Source organism: Corticimicrobacter sp., assembly GCF_040137905.1.
Taxonomy (GTDB): domain Bacteria; phylum Pseudomonadota; class Gammaproteobacteria; order Burkholderiales; family Burkholderiaceae_B; genus Corticimicrobacter.
In genome coordinates, this window is the sequence record NZ_JBEFDG010000042.1 from 26,026 (window position 1) to 49,813 (window position 23,788).

A 23,788-nucleotide genomic window follows, 5' to 3' on the forward strand; every position below is an offset into this window, starting at 1 on the left:
CGCGATTCAATGCGTGAATTCTGGATTGGGTTTAGAAATGCTAAACGATAGGCGCGAAATACCAGGGCAGATCCATGCCCGGCTCAAGGTGTTCCTGGTCTGTGGCAGGCTGTTGTCCTTTACCCAGGCGGCTGATGCCTTGCATGTCACGACGGGGGCGGTCAGCCAGCAGATCCGCCAACTGGAAGAATGGCTGGGCTTTCGGTTGTTCCGGCGCCTGCCCCGCAGCCTGGCGCTGACCGAAGAAGGGCGACGCCTGCTGCCGGTGGTCGAGGCTTCCTATGGCGCGGTCGATCTGGAAATCCATCGCCTGTATGGTGGCCATCTCAGCGGGATCGTACGGCTGCGGGCCGTGCCTTCCTTCCTGACCAAATGGCTGGTGCCGAGGTTGCCTGATTTCCAGCGGCGCTATCCGCAGATCGAATTGCGGATCGAGGCGGAAGACAGCGCCCAGGCGCTGCTGCCGGGCCTGTTCGATCTGGCGATAGACCTGAATGACGGGGTGTATCCGGGCTTCGAGATTTCGCTGATGATGGAAGAGGATATTTTCCCGGTCTGCGCGCCGGCGTTGCTGGAGCGGGGGTCCTCGCTCACCGAGCCGTCCGATCTCAGGCATTTCCCGCTGCTGCATGACATGACCGCTTGGCGCGGCAGCCAGCCGTATGCAGAATGGGAGCAGTACCTGCGCCAGATCGGTGCGGCCGATGTGGATGTACGACGCGGCTACATGTTCAACCGCAATCACCTGACCATTGGGGCTGCCATCGCCGGCATGGGGGTGGCCATTGCGCGGCGTGCGCTGACCACCGACGAGCTGGCCAGTGGTGTGCTGGTCGAGCCCTTCAATCGCCGGGTGTCGACGGGCAAGCGTTACGGGATTGTGTATCCGTCGGGGGCGCTGGATGATCGCCGGATCCGGGCAGTGCATGACTGGCTGCTGCATCAGGCACAGCCGCCTGCAGCGCCTCTATGAAAACCCGCACGCCGGCAGGAACCAGTCGGCGGCCGGGCATGACCAGCCAGGTCTGGGAAGGCGTGGTTTCCCAGCCCGGAAGGATGCGCTGCAGCGTGCCCCGGGCCAGCGCGTCCTGGGCATGGTGGCGGCCCAGCAGGACGATGCCCTGGTGGCGCAGGGCCATGTGCAGCAGCAGCCGCAGCGAATTGCACTGGAAGCGGGTGGGCGGCAGGCCGCGCCATTGTTCACCGGTGTCTTTGTGCTGTAGCGCCCAGGTGCGTGGTCGCCCCGACGTGGAACTGAGTGCCAGCACCTCATGCTGTTCCAGCATCGCGGGATGGTGTGGCGTGCCCTGGCGTTGCAGGTAGCCGGCGCTGGCATAGGCCGCCCAGCGATGTGGGAAAAGGGGACGGGCGACCAGACTGGCATCGTCGGGCAAGGTACCGTTGCGACTTGCACGGATGGCCAGGTCGAACTGTTCGCCGATGATGTCCACCTGCCGGGCCGACAGGTCGAGCTCCAGCCGGATGCCCGGAAAGCGCGCCATGAAGTCGGGGAAGAAGGCGGCTGGCAGTGCCTGGTCGGCAAAGTCCGGCGGCATCGAGATCCGCAGTCGTCCACTCGGCAGGCCGCTGCGCGAGGCGACGTAGCTGTCGATCTGCGCCATGCTGTCGCTCAGGTCGCGGGTGTGCTCCAGCAGGCCGGCACCGAAGTCGGTCAGGGCGAGCTTGCGCGTGCTGCGATGGAACAGCCGTTCGCCCAGGCGTGCCTCCAGAGCCGACAGATGGCGTGACACATACGAGCGCGGCAGTCCGCTCCGCTCTGCCGCACGGCTGAGGCTGCCGGTTTCGGCGACCCGCTGGAACAGCAGCAGGTCATTGGCATCAAGGTCTGCCGGATGCATGATGGCTCCTGATTGTTCTGTTTATGGAAATATATTATCCACAAAATCAGATTATGTTCTGTTTTTGGTTGGTATATAGTTGCTCCATGCCGTATTGGTATCCGCCAACACATCACACCAAGGAATTTTCAGCATGAGCCGTTCGTTCATCGACACCATCAAGAAGCGCCGCACCCAATACGCGCTGGGCAAGAACCTGCCGCTGTCGCAGCAGGATGCCACTGCCCTGATTCAGGAGGCCGTGCGCCATACGCCGTCGTCCTTCAATTCGCAAAGCTCGCGTGTCGTGATCCTGTTCGGTGCCCAAAGCGACAAGTTCTGGGGCTTCGTCAAGGACGCGCTGCGCAAGATCGTGCCGGCAGATGCCTTCCCCGCCACCGAAGCCAAGATCAACAGCTTTGCAGCTGGTGCCGGTACGGTGCTGTTCTATGAAGATCAGGACGTGGTCGCCGGCCTGCAGAAGCAGTTTGCCGCCTATGCCGACAACTTCCCGATCTGGTCCGAACAGTCGGGCGGTATGGCCCAGTTCGCAGTCTGGAATGCACTGGCAGAAGCCAATATCGGTGCCAGCCTGCAGCATTACAACCCGCTGCCTGATGCTGCGGCCGCTGCCGAGTGGAATATCCCCGCCAGCTGGAAGCTGCGCGCGCAGATGCCCTTCGGCTCGCACGAAGGTGGTTTCGGCGAAAAGAGCTTCATCGACGACGAGCAACGCTTCCGCGTGTTCGCCTGATCGGGGCAGCGGCCAGGCCGCTGCCAGGGCAGGACGCCTCATATTCGACAGCCCTGCAGGTATTGCCTGCGGGGCTGTTTTTTCTGCGGGGGCCGGCAAGATGAAAATCTGTTCCACCGATTAAGTGATAACATTGGTTATAACCTGATGGAGGTCACCATGAAACTCAAGATCACCGCCGTTGGCAACTCTGCCGGCGTCATCCTGCCCAAGGAACTGCTGACGCGCCTGCGTCTGGAAAAGGGCGATGAACTGTTCGCCATCGAAACCCCCGACGGCATCCGCCTGACTGCCTATGACCCTACGCTGGCGGCACAAATGGCGGTGGCGGAAGAAGTGATGCGCAAGCGCAAGGCATTGCTGCACAAACTGGCCCAGTAAGGTCGAGGGAGGCAGTCATGATTATCTGGATAAGCAAGGCACTGGCCTTGGCAATTCATGACCGGCAGCTTGCCGAACATGGCGGGGTGGCAGGCGTGCGTGATGAAAACCTGCTGGATTCTGCGCTGGCGCGTCCGCAGCAACGATATGCTTATGGCAATCCCCCTCCGGACCTAGCCGAACTGGCTGCCAGCCTTGCCTTCGGCATGGCGTGCAATCATCCATTTGCCGATGGCAACAAACGTACCGCAGCAGTGATATGTGAAGTTTTCATCGAGTTGAATGGTGGTTTGCTACAGGCAGATGACCTGGAGCTTTATCCGCAATATATTGGTCTGGCCGATGGTACGTTGGCCGAGGCTGACTTTGCTGGATGGCTGAGGGTCAGGATTGTGGCTGCAGCAGGCGACCGTCTGCATGAGCCTTCTGCTTTGTATGGCTCCAACCAGATGTAAATCGATGTTGCTGCCGTATAATCGCCCTTACCTTGCCTGGCTCCGATAGCAGGCATGCAGCCATGTACCCGCATTGCCCCCGGCGTGCGGATGACCCGATGACCTGGCTTGTCGCGAGGCCTGATGCAAACAGGACGCGACGGCTTTTTTCGCTGGATCTGCGTTGAAACCTTCCCCTAATCTGCTTGCCTGCGTAGCCGACGACATGAAGGCGATGGATGCCGTCATTCGCTCCCGGCTTGATTCCCATGTGGTGCTGATCCGCACGATTGCCGACTACATCATCGGCGCGGGCGGCAAGCGCATGCGTCCGGCCATGCTGCTGATGGTGGCGCGGGCGCTGGGCTACAGGGGGGATCATCATCACCTGCTGGCTGCCGTGGTTGAATTCATCCACACGGCTACGTTGCTGCATGACGACGTGGTCGATGAATCCGACCTGCGTCGCGGGCGAGATACCGCCAATGCGGTGTTCGGCAATGCCGCCAGCGTGCTGGTGGGCGATTATCTGTATTCTCGCTCGTTCGAGATGATGGTGCAGGCCGACTCGATGCGCGTGATGGCCATTCTCTCCGGTGCCACCACGGTCATTGCCGAGGGAGAGGTGCTGCAGTTGCTCAATGTGCATGATCCGGACGTGACCGAGGCGCGCTACATGGAAGTGGTGCGCTACAAGACCGCCAAGCTGTTCGAGGCGGCCGCCCAGGTCGGTGCGGTGCTGGCCGGTGCCACGCCCGAACAGGAAGAGGCGGCCGCTGCCTACGGTCGCCATATCGGCACTGCCTTCCAACTGGTGGACGATATCCTCGATTACAGCGGCGATGCCGGTGCATTGGGCAAGAATGTGGGCGATGACCTGCGCGAAGGCAAGCCCACGCTGCCACTGATCCGCATCATGGAAACCGGCACGCCGGAACAGCGAGAACTGGTGCGTGAGGCCATCCGTACCGGCGAGGCAGACTTCGACCTGATCGCCCGCACGATCCATGCTTCGGATGCGCTCGAGCATGCCCGCAAGGCGGCCCTGGCTGAAGCGGAAACGGCGCGTCGCGCACTCGATTTGTTTCCCGCTTCCATTTTCAAGGAATCTCTGTTAAACTTTTGCGCTTTCGCAGTGGAAAGAGATCGGTAAGCAAAAAAAGCCCTAAAACAGCTTTTGCGCGACTGGTTTCCGAAGCCCGCGACGGGGTGTAGCTCAGCCTGGTAGAGTACTACGTTCGGGACGTAGGAGTCGGAGGTTCGAATCCTCTCACCCCGACCAGGATTGAAAAAAGTCAGACTAGGAAACTAGTCTGACTTTTTTGCATTGAGGCCCCTGGCGTGTCCAGGCAAAAAAATCGTCTGAGGATATCCTCATGATTATCCGGCCGCGGCTGCATTGGCTGCGAATGCTGTTTGTCTTGCGTGGCTCGGTGTTGTCGGCCATCGCGCCACAGTTGATTGCGACTACCCTGTTTGCGGTACTGGTGACCTTTGTCCATGGGCAGGTGCTGGATTGGAAGGTTTCCCTCAACTTCGTGCCGTTTTCCCTGATCGGTGTGACGCTGGCCATTTTCCTGGGGTTTCGCAACAGCACCAGCTATGCCCGCTATTGGGAAGCCCGCTCCCTGTGGGGGCAGGTGCTCAACGATACGCGGTCACTGGTACGCCAGGCGTTGTCGCTCAATACCCGTCCGGAGCATGCCAAGGCATTGGTCAACGACCTCAGCGTGTTTGTGCATACGCTCAAGCATCAGTTGCGGGGGACGGATGCCATGCCGGATGTGCGCCTGTTTCTCTCGCCACCAGAAGCCGAGAGGATGGGCAAGGCGATCTACAAACCGGCCATCGCGCTCCTGATGGCGAGCGAATGGCTGCGGGACCGGCTGCGTGCCGGCGAGGTGGCCGTGCCGCTGGCTCCGGCCTTCGAGTCTACCCTTGGGCAATTGAGTACGGCGCTGGGCGGGTGTGAACGGATTGCCGGTACGCCGATCCCCTTTACCTATTCGGTGCTGATTCACCGGTGCATCTATCTCTATTGCTTCTGGCTGCCGTTTGGACTGCTGGATGCCATCGGGCTCATGACGCCGGTGATCGTCTGTTTCATCGCGTACACCTTTTTCGCGCTGGAGGCACTGGGCGCAGAGATCGAAGACCCGTTTGGACTGGAAGCCAATGACCTCGCCCTGGACGGGATGTCACATACGATCGAGGCCACTCTGTTTGAAATGATTGGCGAACCGCCCCGTACCCGGCAGCCGGTTGCCAGGGACTATGTGTTGAGCTGAAGCCTGCCGCTAGCCGTGATGCGCGGGCGATTTGTCTTTCAGCAGCGCTTGCGCTACCAGTACACTGATAAACACGATGGACAGCAGCAATACGATGGTGGCGGCTGGCGCACTGTCCAGGAAGAAGCTCAGGTAGACGCCGGCCACCGAGGCCGAGACGGCCACACCGGTCGCCACCAGCAGCATGCGGCCAAAGCTGCGTGTGAGCAGGAAGGCAATCGCACCCGGTGCAATCAGCAGGGCAATGGACAGGACCAGCCCGACTGCCTTGAGGGCCCCGACAACCGACAGCGATACCGCCGCCAGCAGGCCGTAGTGCAGCAGGCCGGTCCGCAGCCCCGTGGTACGTGCCTGCATGGGATCGAATGTGTGCAGCAGCAGGTCGCGCCACTTGAGGATGATCCACAGGCTGATTGTGCCGGCGATGGCGCCGCTTTCCCAGATATCGCGGGCGGTGATGCCCAGCAGGTCGCCGAACAGGATATGGTCCAGGTGTACGTCACTGCGGATCCAAACATACAGCAGCAGGCCCAGCGCAAACATGCCGGAAAATACCACGCCCATGACGGTGTCCTGCTTGACCCGGCTGTTGGCCTGCAGGTAGCCGGTGCCCAGGGCGCAGCACATGCCGGCCACGAAGGCTCCGACGGCATAGGGCAGGCCCAGCATGTAGGCCAGCACCACGCCGGGAAAAACCGCGTGCGAGATGGCATCGCCCAGCAGCGCCCAGCCCTTGAGCACCAGGTAGCAGGACAGCAGCGCGGCCGGGACCGCCACGATGGCGGCGATCAGCAGGGCCGAGCGCATGAAGTCGAATTGCAGCGGCGCGAACATCATGTCCAGGATCATCATGGCGTGGCCTGGCCTCCTGCCTGGGTATCGGCGGCAGCCAGTGGCAGCGAAGCCAGCCGGGCGCGACGCCGGGCGGCGATCAGGCCATGGCGGGGGGCCCAGAAAAAGGCCGCCAGGAACAGCAGCGTCTGCAGCAGGACGATAATGGCCCCGGTGGCCCCATCGATGTAGTAGCTGGCGTAGACGCCCACAAAGCTGGACAGGCTGCCGATGGCCACGGCCAGTGCGACCACGCGCCCGAATCGGTCGCTGAGCAGATAGGCCGTGGCACCCGGGGTAACGATCAGGGCAATCACCAGGAAGGCCCCCACGGTCTGCATGGCGGCCACGGCGCAGGCCGACAGCAGGGCAAAGAACAGGATCTTGAGCGTGGTGACCGGCAGGCCGCAACTGCGTGCGTGGGTCTCATCGAAAAAGACCAGCAGGAAGTCTTTCCACTTGAGCAGCAGCACCAGCAGGGTGATGCCGCCGATCAGGACCAGTTGCAGGGTGTCGCCTGGCGTGACGGCCAGGATATTGCCCAGCACGATGGTCTGGATGTTGATGCTGGCGGGCGACAGGGAAATCATGAACAGCCCCAGCCCGAAGAAAGTTGTGAAGATCAGGCCGATGATGACATCTTCCTTGAGCCGGGTGTGCTGGTTGAGAAAGACCATGGCACCGGCCGCCAGCCCCCCTGCAAAAAAAGCACCCGCCGAAAAGGGCAGGCCCAGCATGTAGGCACCGGCCACGCCGGGCACGATGGAGTGTGACAGCGCATCGCCGATCAGCGACCAGCCCTTGAGCATCAGGAAGCACGACAGAAAGGCGCAGACGCCGCCGATCAGCGCCGCGCTCCACATGGCGTTGACCATGTAGGCGTAGCCGAATGGCTCGGCCAGGTATGGCCACAGGGTCGGGGCGGCACTCATGTGCGTGGCTCCTGCGGGCCAGGGGCTGGATCGCGTACCGAATAGCGGCCATCGAGCAGTACCAGGGGGCGCTCGTCGTCGGTCATGATGCCGACGGCCATGCCTTCTGCCGCATGTTCCTGCGGCAGGTCGAAGTGGCGCAGCACGCCGCCGAAGGTGCGTTCGAGATTGGCGCGGGTAAAGATCTCGGCGGTGGGGCCACAGGCCAGCACCGTGCCCTTGACCAGGACCGTACGGTCGCAGAATTCCGGCACGCTGCCCAGATTGTGGGTCGAGACCAGCATGACCCGGCCTTCGTCGCGCAGGGTGCGCAGCAGGCCGATAATGGCATCCTCGGTCTTCACATCGACCCCGGTGAAGGGTTCGTCAAGCAGGATGACGCGGGCATCCTGGGCCAGTGCCCGGGCCAGGAACACGCGCTTTTTCTGGCCGCCCGACAGTTCACCGATCTGGCGCGTGCGCAGTTCCAGCATGCCGACGCGCTGCAACGCCTGCTCGACCGCATCGCGGTCGGCGCGGCGTGGAATGCGCATGAAGCCCATGTGGCCGTAGCGGCCCATCATGACCACATCCTCGACCAGCACCGGGAAGTTCCAGTCCACTTCCTCGCTCTGCGGCACATAGGCCACCAGGTTGCGGCGCATGGCCTCCTGTACCGACAGGCCCAGAATGCGGATCTCGCCACGACCCAGTCGCAGCAGGCCCATGATGGACTTGAACAGCGTGGACTTGCCGCTGCCGTTGATGCCGACCAGGGCCGTGATGCTGCCCTGCGGGGTATCGAACGAGGCGTCCCGCAGCGCCGTGTGGCCGTTGCGATAGGTCACGGTGACATGGCGCACATCCAGGCCTTCGGCCTGTGCCTGCGTGCCTGCCGCTGTCGGGGAAGAGGCCAGGCTCATCGAGAGAGCCCCTGGGCGATGGTGTCGGACGTGACGCGCAGCAGGTCAAGATAGGTCGGGACCGGGCCGGACGGTTCGCTGAGCGAGTCCACGTAGAGGACGCCGCCATAGTGGGCACCGGTTTCACGGGCGACCTGCCGGGCAGGGGCGTCGGAGATGGTGCTTTCACTGAACACGGCGGGAATATGATGCGCACGCACGGCGTCGATCACCCGGCGCACTTGCTGCGGCGTGCCCTGCTGGTCGGCATTGATGGGCCACAGGTAGAGCTCCTGCAGGCCGAAATCCCGTGCCAGGTAACTGAAAGCCCCTTCGCTGGTGACCAGCCAGCGTTTTTCTTCCGGCAGCGCAGCCAGTTCGGCTTGGATGGGGGCGATGGCATCGCGGATCTGCTGCTTGTAGGCCTCGGCATTGGTGCGGTAGGTATCGGCATGGTCGGGGTCGTGACTGATCAGGGCATCACGGATGTTGTCGACATAGATCAGCGCCGAGGTGGGCGACATCCAGCCATGTGGATTGGGTTTGCCGCTGTAGGGGCCTTCGCCGATGCCGATTGGTTCGATACCGTCGGATACCACGGCGCTGGGCACGTTCTTGAGGCGCGAGAAGAACTTCTCGAACCACAGTTCCAGGTTCAGGCCATTCCAGAGGATCAGTTGTGCTCCCTGGGCGCGTACGAGGTCGCCGGGCGTTGGCTGGTATTCGTGGATTTCCGCACCAGGGCGGGTGATCGATTCGACGATGGCGGCGTCACCTGCCACGTTGCGGGCCATGTCGGCAATCACGGTGAAGGTTGTCACGACCTTGAACTTGTCCTGTTCCTGCTGGGCCTGTGCCGCGCTCCAGGGCAGGCTGGCCAGCCCGACGCTGGCGAGCGTGCAGGCCAGCATGTGTGCCAGCCGCTGGCCGATTCGGCCAGCCCGGATGGACGTGCGAGGGGGGTGCTGCAGCGTGGACAGGGGCATGACTACCTCATCGAGAATAAATTTCATTTTCTAATATAGCTAGTGCTATATATTTTGTATAGCAATTGATTGACTTTTGTCCATTATTTTTTTCTAAGAGTGCGTTAGGTAATGGAATGTCGCCTTGCCTTTTGGCGGAAATCCCTGTCTGCATCCCGACAAATGTCCGCTGTTGGCCGAGAGATGAGGGATAATTGGGCAGCCTCACCCGTATGGCATCACTACGCATGACAGATACTCCTCCTTCCCGGCGCACGGTCGCCCGTTTGCTGAATCCCACATTGCAGGTGGCGGGGTTCCAGCAGGTACGCGAGGCGCACCGGCTCGAAATCATCGAAGACTATGTCGAACTGATCTCGGACCTGCTGCACAGCGCAGGCCAGGCTCGCCAGGTCGAGATTGCCGAACGGCTGGGTGTGGCGCAGCCGACGGTGGCCAAGATGCTCAAGAGACTGGAAGTGGAAGGCTATGTGGTGCTGCGCCCCTACCAGGGCACGCTGCTGACTGAAAAGGGCGAGGCCATGGCGCAGTACAGTCGCCAGCGGCACCAACTGGTCGAGGCGTTTCTGCTGGCACTGGGCGTGGACGAAGACACGGCACGACGGGACGCCGAGGGCATGGAGCACCATGTCAGCGAGGCGACGCTGGCGGCGTTCCGCCACTATCTGGATGTCTGTCAGGCAAGGGGCGAATGATGGGTCGCTGCAGGTTTTACACGGGAGTGCGTGATGTATTACGGTGAGCGTTTCAATGCCTGGACACATCTGGCCGGCGCAGTACTGGCCGTGGCCGGGGTGTCTTGGCTGCTGGTCATGGCGGGCCTGACCGGCGATCCCTGGCGCATCGTGGGCGTATCGATCTACGGTGCCACGCTGATCCTGCTGTACCTGATCTCCACGCTCTATCACAGCGTGCGCGGGCGGGCCAAGAATGTGTTTCGCAAGCTGGATCATTTTTCGATCTACCTGCTGATTGCCGGCAGCTACACGCCGTTCTGCCTGGTGACCCTGCGCGGCCCCTGGGGCTGGAGCCTGTTCGGCGTGGTGTGGGGGCTGGCGCTGATCGGCATCCTGCAGGATATCAAGCCGCGTTCGCCGGCGCGCATTCTGTCCATCGTGATCTATGCCGTCATGGGCTGGGTCGTGTTGTTGGCGCTCGGGCCACTGACCCTGGGGCTGGGCAAGGCCGGCTTTGCCTGGCTGGCAGCGGGCGGCGCGATCTATACCGCCGGTATCGTATTTTTCGTTTTCGATGAGCGCTACCGACACTGGCACGGCATCTGGCATCTGTTCGTGCTGGCGGGCAGTGCGGCGCACTTTCTGGCGATCGCCGGCTACGTGGTCTTGTAGCCGGTTTTGGTGGTGCGCAGAGGCCGGATCAGCCCTGCGTGCCGGTGTTGCGGCGGCTTTGCAGCAGATAGACCAGATGGGCCTGCACCTCCGGCCATTCTCCGCGCAGCAGGCTGTACATGACCGTATCCCGGATGGTGCCGTCGCGACGTCGCGCATGATGCCGGATCATGCCGTCGCGGCGTGCGCCGAGCCGCTCGATGGCCCGCTGGCTGGCGAAGTTGTAGTTGTCCGTGCGCCAGCCGACGACATCGGCCTCCAGCGTGTCGAAGGCATGGCGCAGCAGCAGCAGCTTGCACGTCGTATTGACGTGGCTGCGCTGCACGCTGCGGGCATACCAGGTGTAGCCGATCTCCAGCCGCCGGATATCGGCCACGATGTCGTGGTAGCTGCTGCTGCCCAGCACCTGCCCGCTGGCATCGTCGATCACGGCAAAGGCAAAGCGCGTGCCTTGCTCGCGTTGCAGCAATGCCGTTTCGATATAGGTGCGAGTATCTTCGGGGCGCGGCACCGAAGTGACGCGCAGGTTCCAGAGTTCGCCATCGGCGGCCGCCTGTCGCAGGCCCGTTTCGTGGGCCAGCGACAGCGGTTCCAGGTGCAGGCCGTTCATGGCCAGGGTGATGGGTTGGACCCAGTGCGTCATGGTGTGTCCCCGTGGCGGCATCAGCCGGTGTTGCGCAGGCCGGCGGCGATGCCGTTGATGGTCAGGTGGATGGCACGCTGCAGGCGCTCGTTGGCGACGGCATTGGCCTGGCTGCGCTGTTGCTGGCCGGCCCGGAAACGGCGCAGCACTTCGACCTGCAGGTAGTTGAGCGGATCGATGTAGGCGAAGCGCTCCTGCAGCGAGGCCACCAGTTGCGGGTTGTCGGCCAGCAGTTCGCGCTGGTTGATTTCCTGCAGGATTTCGCGGGTGAGTGCGTACTCGGTGCGGATGCGCTCGAAAATATTCTTGCGCAGTTTGGCATCGGGTACCAGTTCGGCGTAGCGCGCCGCAATGTGCAGATCGACCTTGGAGAGCACCATTTCCATGTTGGACAGGGTGGTGTTGAAAAACGGCCATTCCGCGGCCATGGCGCGCAACTGCGCCAGGCGGGCGCTGCGGCTGCGCGGCTGGCCGCTGGTGCCATTTTCAAGGTAATCATGCAGGGCCGATCCCACGCCGAACCAGCCCGGCAGCAGCAGGCGGCACTGGGCCCACGAAAACCCCCAGGGAATGGCCCGCAGGTCATTGATGGTCGGGTTTTTCTTGCGCGAGGCCGGGCGCGATCCGATGTTCAGGCCGGAGATCTCCTGGATCGGTGTGGCACTGAAGAAATACCGCTCGAAGCCGTCCGTTTCGTAGACCAGGCCGCGATAGCTGCGCATGGCCTGTGCCGACAGGTGCGCCATCAACGGGCCGTAGGTGCTCAGGCAGGTGTCGTCGGCCTGGTGGCTGTTGCCGTCCTGTCCCGACAGCGAGGCTTCGAGCGTGGCCGAAACCAGCAGATCGAGGTGGCTGCGGCCGACTTCGGCGTCCTTGTACTTGCTCTGGATGACTTCGCCCTGCTCGGTCAGGCGCATCTGACCATCGACGGTGCCCGGTGGCTGCGCCAGGATGGCCTCGTAGGTGGAACCACCGCCGCGACCCACCGTGCCGCCCCGGCCGTGGAACAGGCGCAGCCGCAGGCGGCGTGCCTTGAACACGTCGATCAGGGCATGTTCGGCCTGATACAGTGACCAGTTCGAGGTCAGGTAGCCGCCGTCCTTGTTGCTGTCGGAATAGCCCAGCATGACTTCCTGTACGCCCAATTGGGCCTTGCGCACGCGCGTTTTGACCTCGGGGTAGTCGAGCCACTGTGCCATGATGGCCGGGCCGTTTTCCAGGTCGGGAATGGTTTCGAACAGGGGGACGACCATCAGGCCGTCGCCGGGTTCGATGGGCAGGTCGGGATGCGACAGCAGACCGGCTTCCTGCTGCAGCACCATGACTTCGAGCAGATCGCTGACGCTTTCGGTATGGGACACGATGGTCTGGCGCACGGCCAGCTTGCCATAGCGGCTGCGGACCTCGGCGGCGGCGCGCAGGATTTCCAGTTCGCGGGCGGTTTCCTCGCTGTAGGCCAGCCAGGGTGAGGACAGCGGTCGTGCCTGCGTGAGTTCACTGCGCAGCAGCCGGATGCGGTCGTCTTCGGCCAGTTCTTGGTAGCGGACCGGCTTGCCGTCGAGTGTGACGCCGGCCCGGCTGAACAGCTCGTCGAGTACGCGCTCGTGGACATCGGAGCTCTGGCGCAGGTCAACGGTTGCCAGGTGGAAACCGAAGGTGGCGACGGCATGTTGCAGCAGGTTCAGGCGCAGTCGCGCCACCGGCGTGGCGTGATGTGTCACCAGCGAGTCGGCCACGGTGCGCAGGTCGGCGGCCAGTTCGTCGGGATCGGCATAGGGTTCGGCCTGGGCCGTCTTGCGGCGGGCCAGTGGCTGGCCGGTCAGGTTTTGCGCCGTGGCGGCCACGCGTGCGTAGATCTGGATCAGGGCGCGGCGATAGGGTTCGTCCTCGCGATGCGGCGAGGTATCCACGCTGGCGTCGGACAGGGCCATCAGGTCCGGCGAGGCGTCGATCAGCAGGGTCGACATCGACAGCTCGGTCCCCAGCAGGTAGAACTCCTTGAGGTAATACTCGAACAGGACCGTAGCCTGGCGCAGCAGGGCATGGCGCAGGGTGCCGGCATCGACATTGGGATTGCCGTCGCGGTCGCCGCCGATCCAGCTGCCCATGCGCAGAAAGGCCGCAACGGGCTTGGGTAGTGGGCCGAACGGTGAGCCGGCGTCCTTGTCCAGCAGTCGCGACAGGTCGCGATACAGGCGCGGGATGGCATGCAGGAAGGTGCTGCGGTAGTACGACAGGGCATTGTCGATTTCATCGCCGACCGTCAGGCGCGAATAGCGCAGCATGCGGGTCTGCCAGAGCGTGGCGATATAGCCGGTGAGGGCTTCGTCGGATGCGCGCTGCTCGTCGGGCGTCAGCGGCAGATCGCGTTGCGCCAGGGCTTGCGCGATGTGGCGATGCAGATCGAGCGTGCTTTTGCGCTGTACTTCGGTCGGGTGTGCCGTCAGTACCGGCACCAGGCAGGCCTGTTCCAGCGACTTGCGGATCTTGCCGGCACCGATGCCCTGGTCGCGCAGCTTGCCGATCACATGCCGCAGGCTGCCGGGCAGGGGGCCGTCGCCGGACAGTTGCGTCTGGCGTTGGCTGATTTTCTGGTTGTGGTCTTCGGCAATGTTGTAGAGATGCAGGAAATAGCTGAACGCGCGGGCCACGGCATTGGCACCGGGGGCTTTCAGCGCCTTGACCTTCTGCTCCAGCAGGGCGGCATCTTCCTGCTGGCTGGTGCGGCGCAACTGGACGGCGGTGCGGCGCAGCGTCTCGATGGTCTGGTAGACCGCCTTGCCTTCGCAGGCCTGGATCACTTCGCCCAGGGTACGGCCCAGCAGGCGGATGTCGTCGCGCAGTGCCGAGTCGATCTGGGGGGCGGGGAGATAGCGTGTTTGCTCGTTCATGGTTCAGTCCAGGTGCTGCAGCAGATGGTTCCAGAAAGCCTGCCGGGCCGGCAGGGTCGAGACGAGAATGTGCTCATGCAGGGTGTGCGCGCCATCGCCGTCGGCACCCAGACCATCGAGGGTCGGCACGCCGAGTGCGGCGGTGAAGTTGGCGTCGCTGCCGCCGCCGGTGGGCGGTGCTTCTTCCAGCTCGAAACCGGCTGCGCGGGCCGAGGCCTGGGCGCGGTGCAGCAGCGCAGCAGTGGCTTCGGTACGGTCCATGGGCGGGCGATTGAGTTTGAACTCGACCTTGAGCGCGACATCCGGATCGACGGGACGCAGCGCTTCGACCTGCGCCTTGAGCCAGGCTGCGCCAGCCGCATCGGGCACGCGAAAATCCACCTCGACCTGGCAGTGCTCGGGCACCACATTGGAGGTGGTGCCGCCGCTGATCAGGCCCACGCTGACCGTGATGCCGCGTGCATAGTCGGTCAGCGCCTCCAGCGCCAGGATCTGGTGCGCCATTTCCTTGATGGCATTGCGCCCCTTGTCATGCTGGACGCCGGCGTGGGCAGGGCGACCATGGGTATTGACCCAGATGAAGCCGGTGCCCTTGCGGGCGGTCACGCAGCGGCCGCCGTCGGCTCGCGCCGGCTCGCAGACCAGCGCGTAGCGCGCGCGGCGGGCGAAGTCTTCGATGTGAGAGCGAGAGGCGGTACTGCCGGTTTCCTCGTCGGGCACGATCACCATGTCGATGGGCAGCGCACTGCTGCCGGCTTGTGCGACCGTGCCCAGTGCCGACAGGGCCAGCCAGGTGCCGGCCTTCATGTCGTAGGTGCCGGGGCCGTAGAAACGGTCGCCCTCGATGCGGCAGGGATTCTGCTGCAGCGTGCCGACGGGATGTACGGTGTCGTAGTGCGCCAGCACCATGATGCCGGCACGGCTGTCACCCGGTGCGCGGTTGTGGATGTGGATCAGCGGGCCGGCTTCGGCACCGATGTCGTGCAATTCGGCCTGCAGGCCGAGCATGCGGGCATCGGCCACGATCAGGTCGGCCATGCGGCCCAGCGCCTGCAGCGACTGGGAGGGTGATTCGCATTCGGTCCAGCGCCGGATGTGGGCCAGTATGTCGAGAGCAGTGGTATGGGTCATGATGGTAAAGGATAGTAGAAAATCGGTGCCGCGGTGCTCAGGGAGACGGTGGCTGCGATGCAGGTGACAGCCATCGGAGCGGATTCACGGAGTAGGGTGTTTGGGCGTGCTTGGCCAGCGACGGAACATCAGCCAGTACAGCCCGGCCCCTATCAGCAGGGTCGCCGCAGCGGTGCCCAGCGCCAGGTCGAAGCCGCGAGCGAGATCGCCGGTGTGTTCGACCAGTGCTGCCGCCAGGGGGGGGCCGGCGATCTGGCCGATACCGTACAGGGCGGTGATCAGGGCCAGCAGGCTGGCAGTCTGGCCTGGCCGCAGGCGGCGGACTTCCTGCAACGCGAAAAACGTGATGGATGTGAACGGCAGGCCGAGCAGGATGCTGCTCAATACGAACCCCGGCAGGGTCTGCCAGAAAATCGACAGCAGCACACCCGCAGCCTGGAGCAGATAGTTGACCAGCAATGCCAGCCGGTTATCGAGTGTGCGGGGTGCCTGGGTCGCCAGCAAGGCACCCACGGAAACCGAAATGCCGAAAATCGGCCAGAACATGTCGAGCCAGGGCGATGGCGGCAACACCGTCCGGGCGATGACCGGCAGGAAGGTCGCGCTGATGATGTAGCCAAACCCGGCCAGTCCGTAGGCCACTGCCAGCAGGCCGATTTCCAGCGTGCCACCCGTGTTGTCTCCTGGCTGCGCGGTGGGCGGGGTCGATTGTCCCGCCGATTCGTTATGTGGAGATGCCGAGGGGCTGGAGGGGGGGCAGACAGCATTGGGCATGGGCGAGTCGAGCGTGCGCCAGACGGCCAGTGTCAGCAGCAGTGCCAGGATACCGAACGCGATCCAGGCACTGCTGGCCAGCCAGCGCTGCTGCACCATGCCCATGACGGCCAGGCCACTGAGCGCGATGCCGGCACCGGGGCCGGCAAAGATCATGCTGCCAAGGTGGGTGGACTGGCGCTGTGCCAACTGTGCCATGACCCAGCCCGAGGTGAAGACGAAGACCACGGCACTGGCGATCCCGGACAGAAAACGCCAGGTCGGCCAGGCATCCGGCCAGGGCAGGGCCATGGCCAGCGTCAGGGCTACGGTGGCGGCCAGACCCGTGTGTACCAGTCGCGCGGGCGGCCATGCAGCACCTCGCCAATAACGTTGCCAGAAGGGACTGGCGGCACAGAGCAGCGCACCCAGCAGATAGCCGATGTAGTTGGCGGTCGCCAGCCAACTGCCGGTCGGCAGGTCCAGCGTACCGTCGTGCAGCATCATCGGCAGCACCGGCGTAAAGGCAAATCGACCGATCCCCATGGCGATGGAGAGCGACAGCAGGCCGGTCAGGGCGATCAGCAGGGACGAAGGCAGGCGAGGGGAGGACACAGCAGAACCGGAGTCTGGGCAATGTGGCAGGATAAAGCGCCCGGCCAGGGGAAACAAGGCCTCGTAGAGAAGATACACCCTAAATTCAGCAAAGGGGAATGTGAAGGTCGCGGTTCAGTGGGGCGCCGATGGAGGTGCCGTGATGTCGCTCCATGTCATTCGCTCGACATCTTGATCTGGCATAGTATGATTAAATGTAACCATATCTATTTTCGAAGGTGATGCCATGACACGCTCCGCCGTTTCCAGTACTGCCCGCCGCCCCGTGATCGACGACCCCGATGATCTGGAACGCCGCCTGCATCTCGACCTGATCGACAGCTACGACGAAGAGTTCGAAATGGAACTCGAGGATCGCTACATCGGCGAGGATGGCAAGCCGCTGGCCATCGATTCATTGCAGGCGCAGATCGACCGCCGCGTCTACTTCCAGGAACTGTTCCGGCTGCAGGGCGAGCTGGTCAAGCTGCAGGACTGGGTGGTCAATACCGGCCACAAGGTCGTGATTATTTTCGAGGGGCGCGATGCGGCCGGCAAGGGGGGCGTGATCAAGCGCATCACCCAGCGGCTCAACCCCCGCGTCTGCCGCGTGGCGGCCTTGCCGGCCCCCAATGACCGCGAGCGCACGCAGTGGTATTTCCAGCGTTATGTATCGCACCTGCCGGCTGCCGGTGAGATGGTGCTGTTCGACCGCAGTTGGTACAACCGCGCCGGGGTCGAGCGTGTCATGGGATTCTGCTCTGATGATGAATACGAGGAATTTTTCCGCTCCGTGCCGGAGTTCGAGCGCATGCTGGTGCGCTCGGGCATCCAGGTCATCAAGTACTGGTTCTCGATCACCGACGAGGAGCAGCACCTGCGCTTCCTGGCACGTATCCATGATCCGCTCAAGCAGTGGAAGCTCAGCCCCATGGATCTGGAGTCGCGGCGTCGCTGGGAGGATTACACCCGTGCCAAGGAAGTGATGCTGGAGCGTACCCATATCCCCGAGGCACCATGGTGGGTGGTGCAGGCGGTGGACAAGAAAAAGGCTCGCCTCAATTGCATTGCGCACTTGCTGGAACAGATGCCCTACCACGAAGTGGAGCGTGCGCCGGTCGTGCTGCCCGAGCGCGAGCGCCACGGAGGCTATACCCGCCATCGGGTGCCGGAAAATATCCTGGTGCCGGAACGCTACTGATGTGAACCTGGCAGTGAGCCGCAGTGCGTGATCTGAGCGGCAGGTGGCTCAGGTCACCGGCGTCATGACGGCCTTGCGGTATGCGGGCCGTTCACACAGTCGCGCATACCAGGCATCCAGGTGCTGCAAGGCAGGTCTTTCCACAGGAAGCGACAACCACAGGTAGGCCAGTGTGCCGAGCGGAATATCCGCGATACCCATATGCTGACCTGACAGAAAGGGTGATGTTGCCAGAGCACTGTCAGCGATGGTCATCAGTCGGGCGCATTCTTTTGCTCCGCTTTCAATGGCAGCATGGTCGCGTTGCTCGGGGGCGATATGCACCAGATTCCAGAACATGCCGCGAAATGGCACGGCGAATGACAGCGAGGTCCAGTCCATCCATTTGTCGGTGCGGGCCCAGGCGCGCACGTCGGCTGCAGGCGAGAAAGGGGCGGCACCATACTGGCGGGCCAGATAGCGCACGATGGCATTCGATTCCCACAATACCAAGTCACCGTCCTCAAGGCAGGGTATCCGGCCGTTGGGATTGAGCATCCGATACTCGGGGGTATCGGTCAGGCCAAACTCGCCACCGGCAGGAATATGTTCGTAGTCCAGCCCCAGTTCTTCTGCGCACCAGAGCACCTTGCGGACATTGCTTGAATTGATGCGGCCCCAGATTTTCATGCCTGTTCTCCTTGCCAATGAAACCGCCATGCTACTCCGGTCACCTGGCATCGAAAACATGCTCATACCGGAGCGGTACTGATCCCGCCCGGCATGGCGCTCAATCCAGCGCGTGCAGCATTTTCTTCCAGAAATCCAGCCGTGCCGGCAGCGTCGAGACGAGGATGTGCTCCCACAGTGTGTGGGCACCGTCGCCGTCGGCACCCAGGCCATCAAGCGTGGGCAGGCCCAGCGCAGCGGTGAAGTTGGCATCGCTGCCGCCACCGGTCATCGGTGCCTCTTCCAGGTCGAAGCCTGCTGCGCTTGCATATTCCTGGGCACGCGCCAGCAGTGCTGCCGTGCCTTCGGTACGCGGCATGGGCGGGCGGTTGAGGATGAACTCGACGCTCAGCTTCACGTCCGGATCGACGGCCTTCATCTGTTCCACCCTGGCGCGCAGGATGTCGCCGGCCTCGGGGTCGGGAATGCGGAAATCAGTCTCGATGCGGCAGTGCTCGGGCACCACGTTGGAGGTGGTGCCGCCTTCGATCACGCCGACGCTGACCGTGATGCCACGCTCGTAGTCGGTCATGGCCTGCAGCGCCAGGATCTGGTGGGCCATTTCCTGGATGGCGTTGCGGCCCTTCTGGTGCTGCACGCCGGCATGGGCCGGCCGGCCCTGGGTGCTGACATAGATGAAGCCGGTGCCCTTGCGGGCGGTCACGCAGCGGCCGCCATCGGCACGCGCCGGTTCGCAGACCAGTACATAACGGGCCTGGCGGGCAAAGTCCTCGATATGGGCGCGCGATGCGTGGCTGCCGACTTCCTCGTCGGGCACGATCACGAAATCGATGGGCAGGGCGCTGCTGCCGGGCTGCGCCAGCGTGCCCAGTGCGGTCAGCGCCAGCCAGGTGCCGGCCTTCATGTCGTAGGTGCCGGGACCGTAGAAGCGGTCTTCCTCGATGCGGCAGGGATTCTTTTCCAGCGTGCCGACCGGATGCACGGTGTCGTAGTGCGCCAGGATCATGATGCCGGGCCGGTCATCGCCGGCGGCGCGGTTGTGGATATGCAGCAGCGGTCCCGTCTCCATGCCGATGTCGCGGGCGGTGGTCTGCAGGCCCATGTTGCGGGCATCGGTCAGCAGCATGTCGGCCATCTGCAGCAGGGCGGCGCGGTCGTGCGAGGGGGATTCGCACTCGATCCAGCGGCGAATGCCGGCGACGATGGCGGAGGCGGTGTCGGAGTGGGTGTCAGGCATGGTCTGTATGTGGTTCTGTATCTGGTAACGGGAGGGGACTCAGGGACTAGGCTGGGTGGGTCAGCAAATGGCAGGCGGCCTGGTGGCCGGTGCCGATGTCCTGCAGGACAGGGGCTTCTTCCTTGCAGCGTGCCGTGGCGTGCGGGCAGCGCGGATGGAAAGTACAGCCCGAGGGCGGATTCAGGGGCGACGGGATTTCCCCCTTGATGGGGGTGAAGACGCGTTTTTGCCGCTGTACGTCGGGCATCTCGGCCAGCAGGGCCTGCGTGTAGGGGTGCGCGGCACGGCTGAAAATATCGGCAGCGGCAGCGATCTCGACGATGCGGCCCAGGTACATGATGGCAACGCGGTCGGAGATGTGCCGCACCACGCCCAGGTCATGGCTGATGAACAGGTAGGTAAAGCCGTGGCGGTCGCGCAGGTCCATGAACAGGTTGATGACCTGCGCCTGGATCGAGACATCGAGCGCCGCGACCGGCTCATCGCAGACCAGAAAGGATGGCTGCACCATCAGGGCGCGGGCGATGCCGATGCGCTGGCGCTGGCCGCCCGAGATCTGGTGCGGGAAGCGGTTGCGATAGTCGCGCTCGAGGCCGACTTCGGCCAGCGCGGCATCGACCCGGCCCGGGATCTCGCTGGCCGGAGCCAGTCCGTGTACCTTGAGCGCTTCGCCCAGGATCTGGTGCAGGCGCTGCTTGGGATTGAGCGACGCCTGCGGATCCTGGAAGATCATCTGTACGCCCAGGATATAGTCCAGACGCGCCTTGCCGCGCAGCGTGGCGATGTCCTTGCCCTGGTAGTGAATGCTGCCGGCCGAGGGGCGGATCAGGCCGGCGGCCATGCGCCCGAGGGTGGATTTGCCGCAGCCCGACTCGCCGACCAGCCCGACCACTTCGCCCTTGGCGATGGCCAGATTGACGTCGTTGACGGCATGCACCGTAGGCGATTCGACCTTGCGGCCCGCCAGGCCGAGCAGGCGCTGGGCGATATCCGGTTTCTTGCCGAACTGCTTGCGCAGGTTGCGGATGTCGATCACGTATTCCGTCGTCATGCTTGCTCCTGGGCGAGGGCGATCGGCCGGTAGCAGCGGAAATAGCGCTCGCCGGCATCGGTGCGGTCAGGGACGGCGCGTGCGCATTCCGGCCCGGCATGCGGGCAGCGGGGCCGGAACGTACAGCCGGCCTCGCGTCCGGTCAGGGTGGGGGCCATGCCATCGATCTGGTTCAGGCGGCTGCCGGGCGCGGCTGCACCCGGCATCGATTGCAGCAGGCCCTGGGTGTAGGGATGGCGCGGTGCGGCCAGGACTTCGGAGACCGGGCCGTATTCGACGATGCGGCCGGCATACATGACGGCCACCTTGTCGGCCAGCTCGGCCACGACACCCAGGTCATGGGTGATCCAGATCATGGCCGTATCGTTCTGGCGGCACAGCTTCTGCATCTGGTACAGGATCTGGCCCTGGATGGTGACATCCAGCGCCGTGGTCGGCTCGTCGGCAATGATCAGTTCGGGATGGTTGAGCATGGCGATGGCAATCGCCACGCGCTGGCGCATGCCGCCCGAGAATTCATGCGGATAGTTGTCCAGGCGCTTTTCGGGTGCGGGGATGCCGACCATGGCCAGCGCTTCCAGGCAGCGGGTCTCGGCTTCGCGCCGGGACGTGCGGGGATGATGGGTCAGGATGGCCTCCATCATCTGTTCCTTGACGCGCAGCACCGGGTTGAGCGTCATCAGCGGATCCTGGAAGATCATGGCGATGCGGTCGCCGCGCAGCTTGCGCAGCGACTCCTCGTCCAGCGAGCGCAGGTCCGTGCCGTTGAACAGCACCTGTCCGCCGACCACTTCGCCGGGTGGGTCGATCAGACCCAGCAACGAGAAGCCGGTCACGGACTTGCCGGAGCCGGACTCGCCGACCAGGCCGACGATTTCACCACGCGCCACGGTCAGGTCCACGCCATCGACGGCCAGCCAGGCACCGGCCTCGGTATGGAATGCGGTCTGCAGGCTGCGCACATCGAGCAGGGGAGTATCGGTAGTCATCAGTGGCGGGGATCCAGGCTGGTACGCAGGCGGTCACCCACGATGTTGATGGACAGGATCAGCAGCAGCAGTGCGATACCGGGGAACATGCTGATCCAGTAATCACCGGACAGCAGGTATTCGAAGCCGCTGGCGATCAGCAGGCCCAGCGAGGGCTCGGTGATCGGCACGCCGACCCCCAGGAAAGACAGGGTGGCCTCGAGCACGATGGCCGTGGCGATCTGGATGGTGGCGAACACCATGATCGGCCCCATGCAGTTGGGCAGCAGGTGGACCAGCATGATGCGCCAGGTCGGAAAGCCCAGGTTCTGTGCCGCTTCGATGTATTCCTTGCGGCGTTCCTGCAGGGCGCGGCCGCGCATGATGCGGGCATAGTGTGCCCACTGCACGATCACCAGCGCAAGAATCACCTTGTCGACGCCCCGGCCGAGTACGGCCAGCAGCACCAGCGCCACCAGGATGGTCGGGAAGCCGAGAATGAAATCGACCAGGCGCATCAGCAGGGTATCGACCCAGCCGCCCTTGTAGGCGGCCAGCAGGCCGGCGACCGAACCGATCAGGGTCGACAGCAGCACGGCGGTCAGGCCGACCATCAGGCTGATGCGCAGGCCATAGAGTATGGCGCTCAGCATATCGCGGCCCTGCGAGTCGGTGCCCAGCCAGTAGGTCCAGCCGTCCATGTGCTCCGAGCCGGGCGGCAGGCGGCCGTCCATGATGTTGAGGGCCAGCAGGTCATAGGGATCCTGCGGGGCGAAGAACGGGGCGATCAGAATGGCACCGATCAGCAGGACCAGCGCCAGCAGCGAGCCGCGTACGGTGGGGCGGGCGTGCAGGCGGCGCAGGATGCTGCGACGCTGGGGCGTTTCCAGCAGCGGCTTGACGCGTTCGATGGGCACGGCCGACGTGGCCGCTGCGTCATCTCGTGCAGGCGGGGTGGAGTGTGGGGTATTCATCAGTGACTCTGCTCCGTCAGTTGCACACGGGGGTCCAGCACGGCATACAGGACATCCACGATCAGGTTGATCAGGACGAACAGCAGCGTGACCAGCATCACATAGGCCACGACCACGGGGCGGTCGAGCTGGTAGACGCTATCGATCAGCAGCTTGCCCATGCCGGGCCAGGAGAACACCGTTTCGGTAATGGTCGAATAGGCGATCAGCGTGCCAAACTCCATGCCGATCACGGTGACGACCGGAATCATGATATTGCGCAGGATGTGACGGCGCACGATGCGGCCCGGACGGATGCCCTTGGCGCGCGCAAAGCGCACGTAGTCCTGACTCTGCGCCTCGGCCACGCCGGATGCAGTCATGCGCAGTACCAGCGCGATGTTGGCCACGGCCAGGTTGACGGCGGGCAGGATGAGGTGCGACCAGCCTTCGGCCGTGAAAATGCTTAACGGGATACCCAGCACGTTCACGGTCGGGCCGCGCCCGGAGGCGGGCAGCCAGCCAAGCCAGACCGAGAACAGCAGGATGAAGACCATGCCCTGCCAGAAATTGGGCAGGGAAAAGCCCAGTACCGAGCTGGCCATGATGCCGCGACCCAGGTAGCGCTCGCGATACAGGCCGGCGACCAGGCCAAGCGGAATACCGATCGTACAGGTCAGCAGAATGGCGACGATGACCAGTTCGAGCGTTGCCGGAAAACGCGAGAGGATCAGCTCGATGGCCGGTACGCCATGCACGAAGGAGACACCGAGGTCGCCATGCAGGGCGCGCCAGAGGAAATGTCCGTATTGTTGCCAGATCGGCAGATCCAGGCCGAGGCGGGCGATCAACGCCGCGCGTTCGGCCTGGCCTGCGTCCGGGCTGACCAGCAGCTCGATCGGGTCCCCCACCGCATACACGGCAAAGAACACGACGAGCGACACGGCCAGCAATACGAACAGGCTTTGCAGCAATCTGCGCAGGATAAAGACAGACAATGCGTACTCCTGTTGGACCAGTACT

Annotated in this window: 23 protein-coding genes, 1 tRNA gene and 1 pseudogene; 10 read left to right on the forward strand and 15 right to left on the reverse strand. The window is 63.6% G+C overall.

The window, feature by feature from the left end:
- Window positions 1-37 precede the first annotated feature (37 nt).
- Window positions 38-973 (forward strand): LysR substrate-binding domain-containing protein, encoded by a 936-nt coding sequence (locus ABN482_RS07060; RefSeq protein ID WP_349503324.1) that lies wholly within the window; start codon window positions 38-40, stop codon window positions 971-973.
- A gap of 37 nt (window positions 974-1,010) precedes the next feature.
- On the opposite strand, the pseudogene ABN482_RS07065 reads toward ABN482_RS07060, so the two are convergent.
- Window positions 1,011-1,859: pseudogene (locus tag ABN482_RS07065) on the reverse strand (LysR family transcriptional regulator); the annotation flags it as partial.
- 133 nt (window positions 1,860-1,992) lie between these two features.
- On the opposite strand from ABN482_RS07065, the gene ABN482_RS07070 reads away from it, so the two are divergent.
- The 6 genes from ABN482_RS07070 (at window position 1,993) to ABN482_RS07095 (ending at window position 5,695) form a co-directional block, all read left to right on the forward strand.
- Window positions 1,993-2,592: a nitroreductase family protein gene (locus ABN482_RS07070; protein WP_143858882.1), complete on the forward strand. Its 600-nt coding sequence runs from the start codon at window positions 1,993-1,995 to the stop codon at window positions 2,590-2,592.
- A 159-nt stretch (window positions 2,593-2,751) separates the two neighbouring features.
- Window positions 2,752-2,973 (forward strand): AbrB/MazE/SpoVT family DNA-binding domain-containing protein, encoded by a 222-nt coding sequence (locus ABN482_RS07075; RefSeq protein WP_109061265.1) that lies wholly within the window; start codon window positions 2,752-2,754, stop codon window positions 2,971-2,973.
- Window positions 2,974-2,990: 17 nt separating this feature from the next.
- The gene (locus ABN482_RS07080) at window positions 2,991-3,428 is read left to right on the forward strand and encodes a type II toxin-antitoxin system death-on-curing family toxin (protein ID WP_349503325.1); all 438 of its coding nucleotides are present in this window, start codon (window positions 2,991-2,993) and stop codon (window positions 3,426-3,428) included.
- Window positions 3,429-3,633: 205 nt separating this feature from the next.
- A complete protein-coding gene (locus ABN482_RS07085) occupies window positions 3,634-4,560 on the forward strand; it encodes a polyprenyl synthetase family protein (protein WP_349503355.1) in 927 nt (308 codons plus the stop codon).
- A 52-nt stretch (window positions 4,561-4,612) separates the two neighbouring features.
- Window positions 4,613-4,689: transfer RNA gene (locus ABN482_RS07090), tRNA-Pro, on the forward strand.
- Between the two features lie 94 nt (window positions 4,690-4,783).
- Window positions 4,784-5,695, forward strand: a complete 912-nt coding sequence (locus ABN482_RS07095) for a bestrophin family protein (RefSeq protein ID WP_349503326.1) — start codon at window positions 4,784-4,786, stop codon at window positions 5,693-5,695.
- Window positions 5,696-5,704: 9 nt separating this feature from the next.
- Here the strand turns inward: ABN482_RS07095 and ABN482_RS07100 are convergent, their stop codons facing one another.
- Genes ABN482_RS07100 through ABN482_RS07115 form a run of 4 tightly spaced genes read right to left on the reverse strand, consistent with a single transcriptional unit; the run spans window position 5,705 to window position 9,352 of the window.
- A complete protein-coding gene (locus tag ABN482_RS07100) occupies window positions 5,705-6,547 on the reverse strand; it encodes a metal ABC transporter permease (RefSeq protein ID WP_349503327.1) in 843 nt (280 codons plus the stop codon).
- The gene (locus ABN482_RS07105) at window positions 6,544-7,458 is read right to left on the reverse strand and encodes a metal ABC transporter permease (protein ID WP_349503328.1); all 915 of its coding nucleotides are present in this window, start codon (window positions 7,456-7,458) and stop codon (window positions 6,544-6,546) included. Before ABN482_RS07105 ends, ABN482_RS07100 begins: the two co-directional genes overlap by 4 nt.
- Window positions 7,455-8,360: a manganese/iron ABC transporter ATP-binding protein gene (locus ABN482_RS07110; protein ID WP_349503329.1), complete on the reverse strand. Its 906-nt coding sequence runs from the start codon at window positions 8,358-8,360 to the stop codon at window positions 7,455-7,457. Before ABN482_RS07110 ends, ABN482_RS07105 begins: the two co-directional genes overlap by 4 nt.
- Window positions 8,357-9,352 (reverse strand): metal ABC transporter substrate-binding protein, encoded by a 996-nt coding sequence (locus tag ABN482_RS07115; RefSeq protein ID WP_349503330.1) that lies wholly within the window; start codon window positions 9,350-9,352, stop codon window positions 8,357-8,359. Before ABN482_RS07115 ends, ABN482_RS07110 begins: the two co-directional genes overlap by 4 nt.
- A gap of 200 nt (window positions 9,353-9,552) precedes the next feature.
- Here ABN482_RS07115 and mntR point away from each other — a divergent pair, with 200 nt between their 5' ends.
- Window positions 9,553-10,020 carry a manganese-binding transcriptional regulator MntR gene (gene mntR / locus ABN482_RS07120; RefSeq protein WP_349503331.1) on the forward strand — a complete coding sequence of 156 codons (468 nt, stop codon included), beginning with the start codon at window positions 9,553-9,555 and terminating at the stop codon, window positions 10,018-10,020.
- Between the two features lie 33 nt (window positions 10,021-10,053).
- Complete coding sequence (gene trhA / locus ABN482_RS07125; RefSeq protein ID WP_349503356.1) at window positions 10,054-10,674, forward strand: PAQR family membrane homeostasis protein TrhA; 621 nt, start codon at window positions 10,054-10,056, stop codon at window positions 10,672-10,674.
- A gap of 28 nt (window positions 10,675-10,702) precedes the next feature.
- Here trhA and ABN482_RS07130 read toward each other — a convergent pair whose 3' ends face one another.
- The 4 genes from ABN482_RS07130 to ABN482_RS07145 form a co-directional block, all read right to left on the reverse strand.
- Window positions 10,703-11,317 carry a GNAT family N-acetyltransferase gene (locus ABN482_RS07130; RefSeq protein ID WP_349503332.1) on the reverse strand — a complete coding sequence of 205 codons (615 nt, stop codon included), beginning with the start codon at window positions 11,315-11,317 and terminating at the stop codon, window positions 10,703-10,705.
- 20 nt (window positions 11,318-11,337) lie between these two features.
- The gene (ppc, locus tag ABN482_RS07135) at window positions 11,338-14,208 is read right to left on the reverse strand and encodes a phosphoenolpyruvate carboxylase (RefSeq protein ID WP_349503333.1); all 2,871 of its coding nucleotides are present in this window, start codon (window positions 14,206-14,208) and stop codon (window positions 11,338-11,340) included.
- A gap of 3 nt (window positions 14,209-14,211) precedes the next feature.
- Window positions 14,212-15,339, reverse strand: a complete 1,128-nt coding sequence (locus ABN482_RS07140; RefSeq protein ID WP_349503334.1) for a M20 family metallopeptidase — start codon at window positions 15,337-15,339, stop codon at window positions 14,212-14,214.
- Window positions 15,340-15,423: 84 nt separating this feature from the next.
- Entirely contained in the window at window positions 15,424-16,707 is a 1,284-nt protein-coding gene (locus tag ABN482_RS07145; protein WP_349503335.1) for a YbfB/YjiJ family MFS transporter, read from the reverse strand.
- Window positions 16,708-16,933: 226 nt separating this feature from the next.
- Here ABN482_RS07145 and ppk2 point away from each other — a divergent pair, with 226 nt between their 5' ends.
- Window positions 16,934-17,887, forward strand: a complete 954-nt coding sequence (gene ppk2, locus ABN482_RS07150) for a polyphosphate kinase 2 (RefSeq protein ID WP_349503336.1) — start codon at window positions 16,934-16,936, stop codon at window positions 17,885-17,887.
- Between the two features lie 48 nt (window positions 17,888-17,935).
- Here ppk2 and ABN482_RS07155 read toward each other — a convergent pair whose 3' ends face one another.
- The 6 genes from ABN482_RS07155 to ABN482_RS07180 form a co-directional block, all read right to left on the reverse strand.
- The gene (locus tag ABN482_RS07155) at window positions 17,936-18,556 is read right to left on the reverse strand and encodes a glutathione S-transferase family protein (RefSeq protein WP_349503337.1); all 621 of its coding nucleotides are present in this window, start codon (window positions 18,554-18,556) and stop codon (window positions 17,936-17,938) included.
- A 100-nt stretch (window positions 18,557-18,656) separates the two neighbouring features.
- Window positions 18,657-19,793, reverse strand: coding sequence for a M20 family metallopeptidase (locus ABN482_RS07160; RefSeq protein ID WP_349503338.1), 1,137 nt, complete (start codon window positions 19,791-19,793; stop codon window positions 18,657-18,659).
- A gap of 46 nt (window positions 19,794-19,839) precedes the next feature.
- A complete protein-coding gene (locus ABN482_RS07165) occupies window positions 19,840-20,844 on the reverse strand; it encodes an ABC transporter ATP-binding protein (RefSeq protein WP_349503339.1) in 1,005 nt (334 codons plus the stop codon).
- Window positions 20,841-21,833 carry an ABC transporter ATP-binding protein gene (locus ABN482_RS07170; RefSeq protein ID WP_349503340.1) on the reverse strand — a complete coding sequence of 331 codons (993 nt, stop codon included), beginning with the start codon at window positions 21,831-21,833 and terminating at the stop codon, window positions 20,841-20,843. The genes ABN482_RS07165 and ABN482_RS07170 overlap by 4 nt, the downstream gene beginning before the upstream one ends.
- Window positions 21,833-22,786, reverse strand: coding sequence for an ABC transporter permease (locus ABN482_RS07175; protein WP_349503341.1), 954 nt, complete (start codon window positions 22,784-22,786; stop codon window positions 21,833-21,835). The genes ABN482_RS07170 and ABN482_RS07175 overlap by 1 nt, the downstream gene beginning before the upstream one ends.
- Complete coding sequence (locus ABN482_RS07180) at window positions 22,786-23,763, reverse strand: ABC transporter permease (RefSeq protein WP_349503342.1); 978 nt, start codon at window positions 23,761-23,763, stop codon at window positions 22,786-22,788. The genes ABN482_RS07175 and ABN482_RS07180 overlap by 1 nt, the downstream gene beginning before the upstream one ends.
- Window positions 23,764-23,788: the final 25 nt, after the last annotated feature.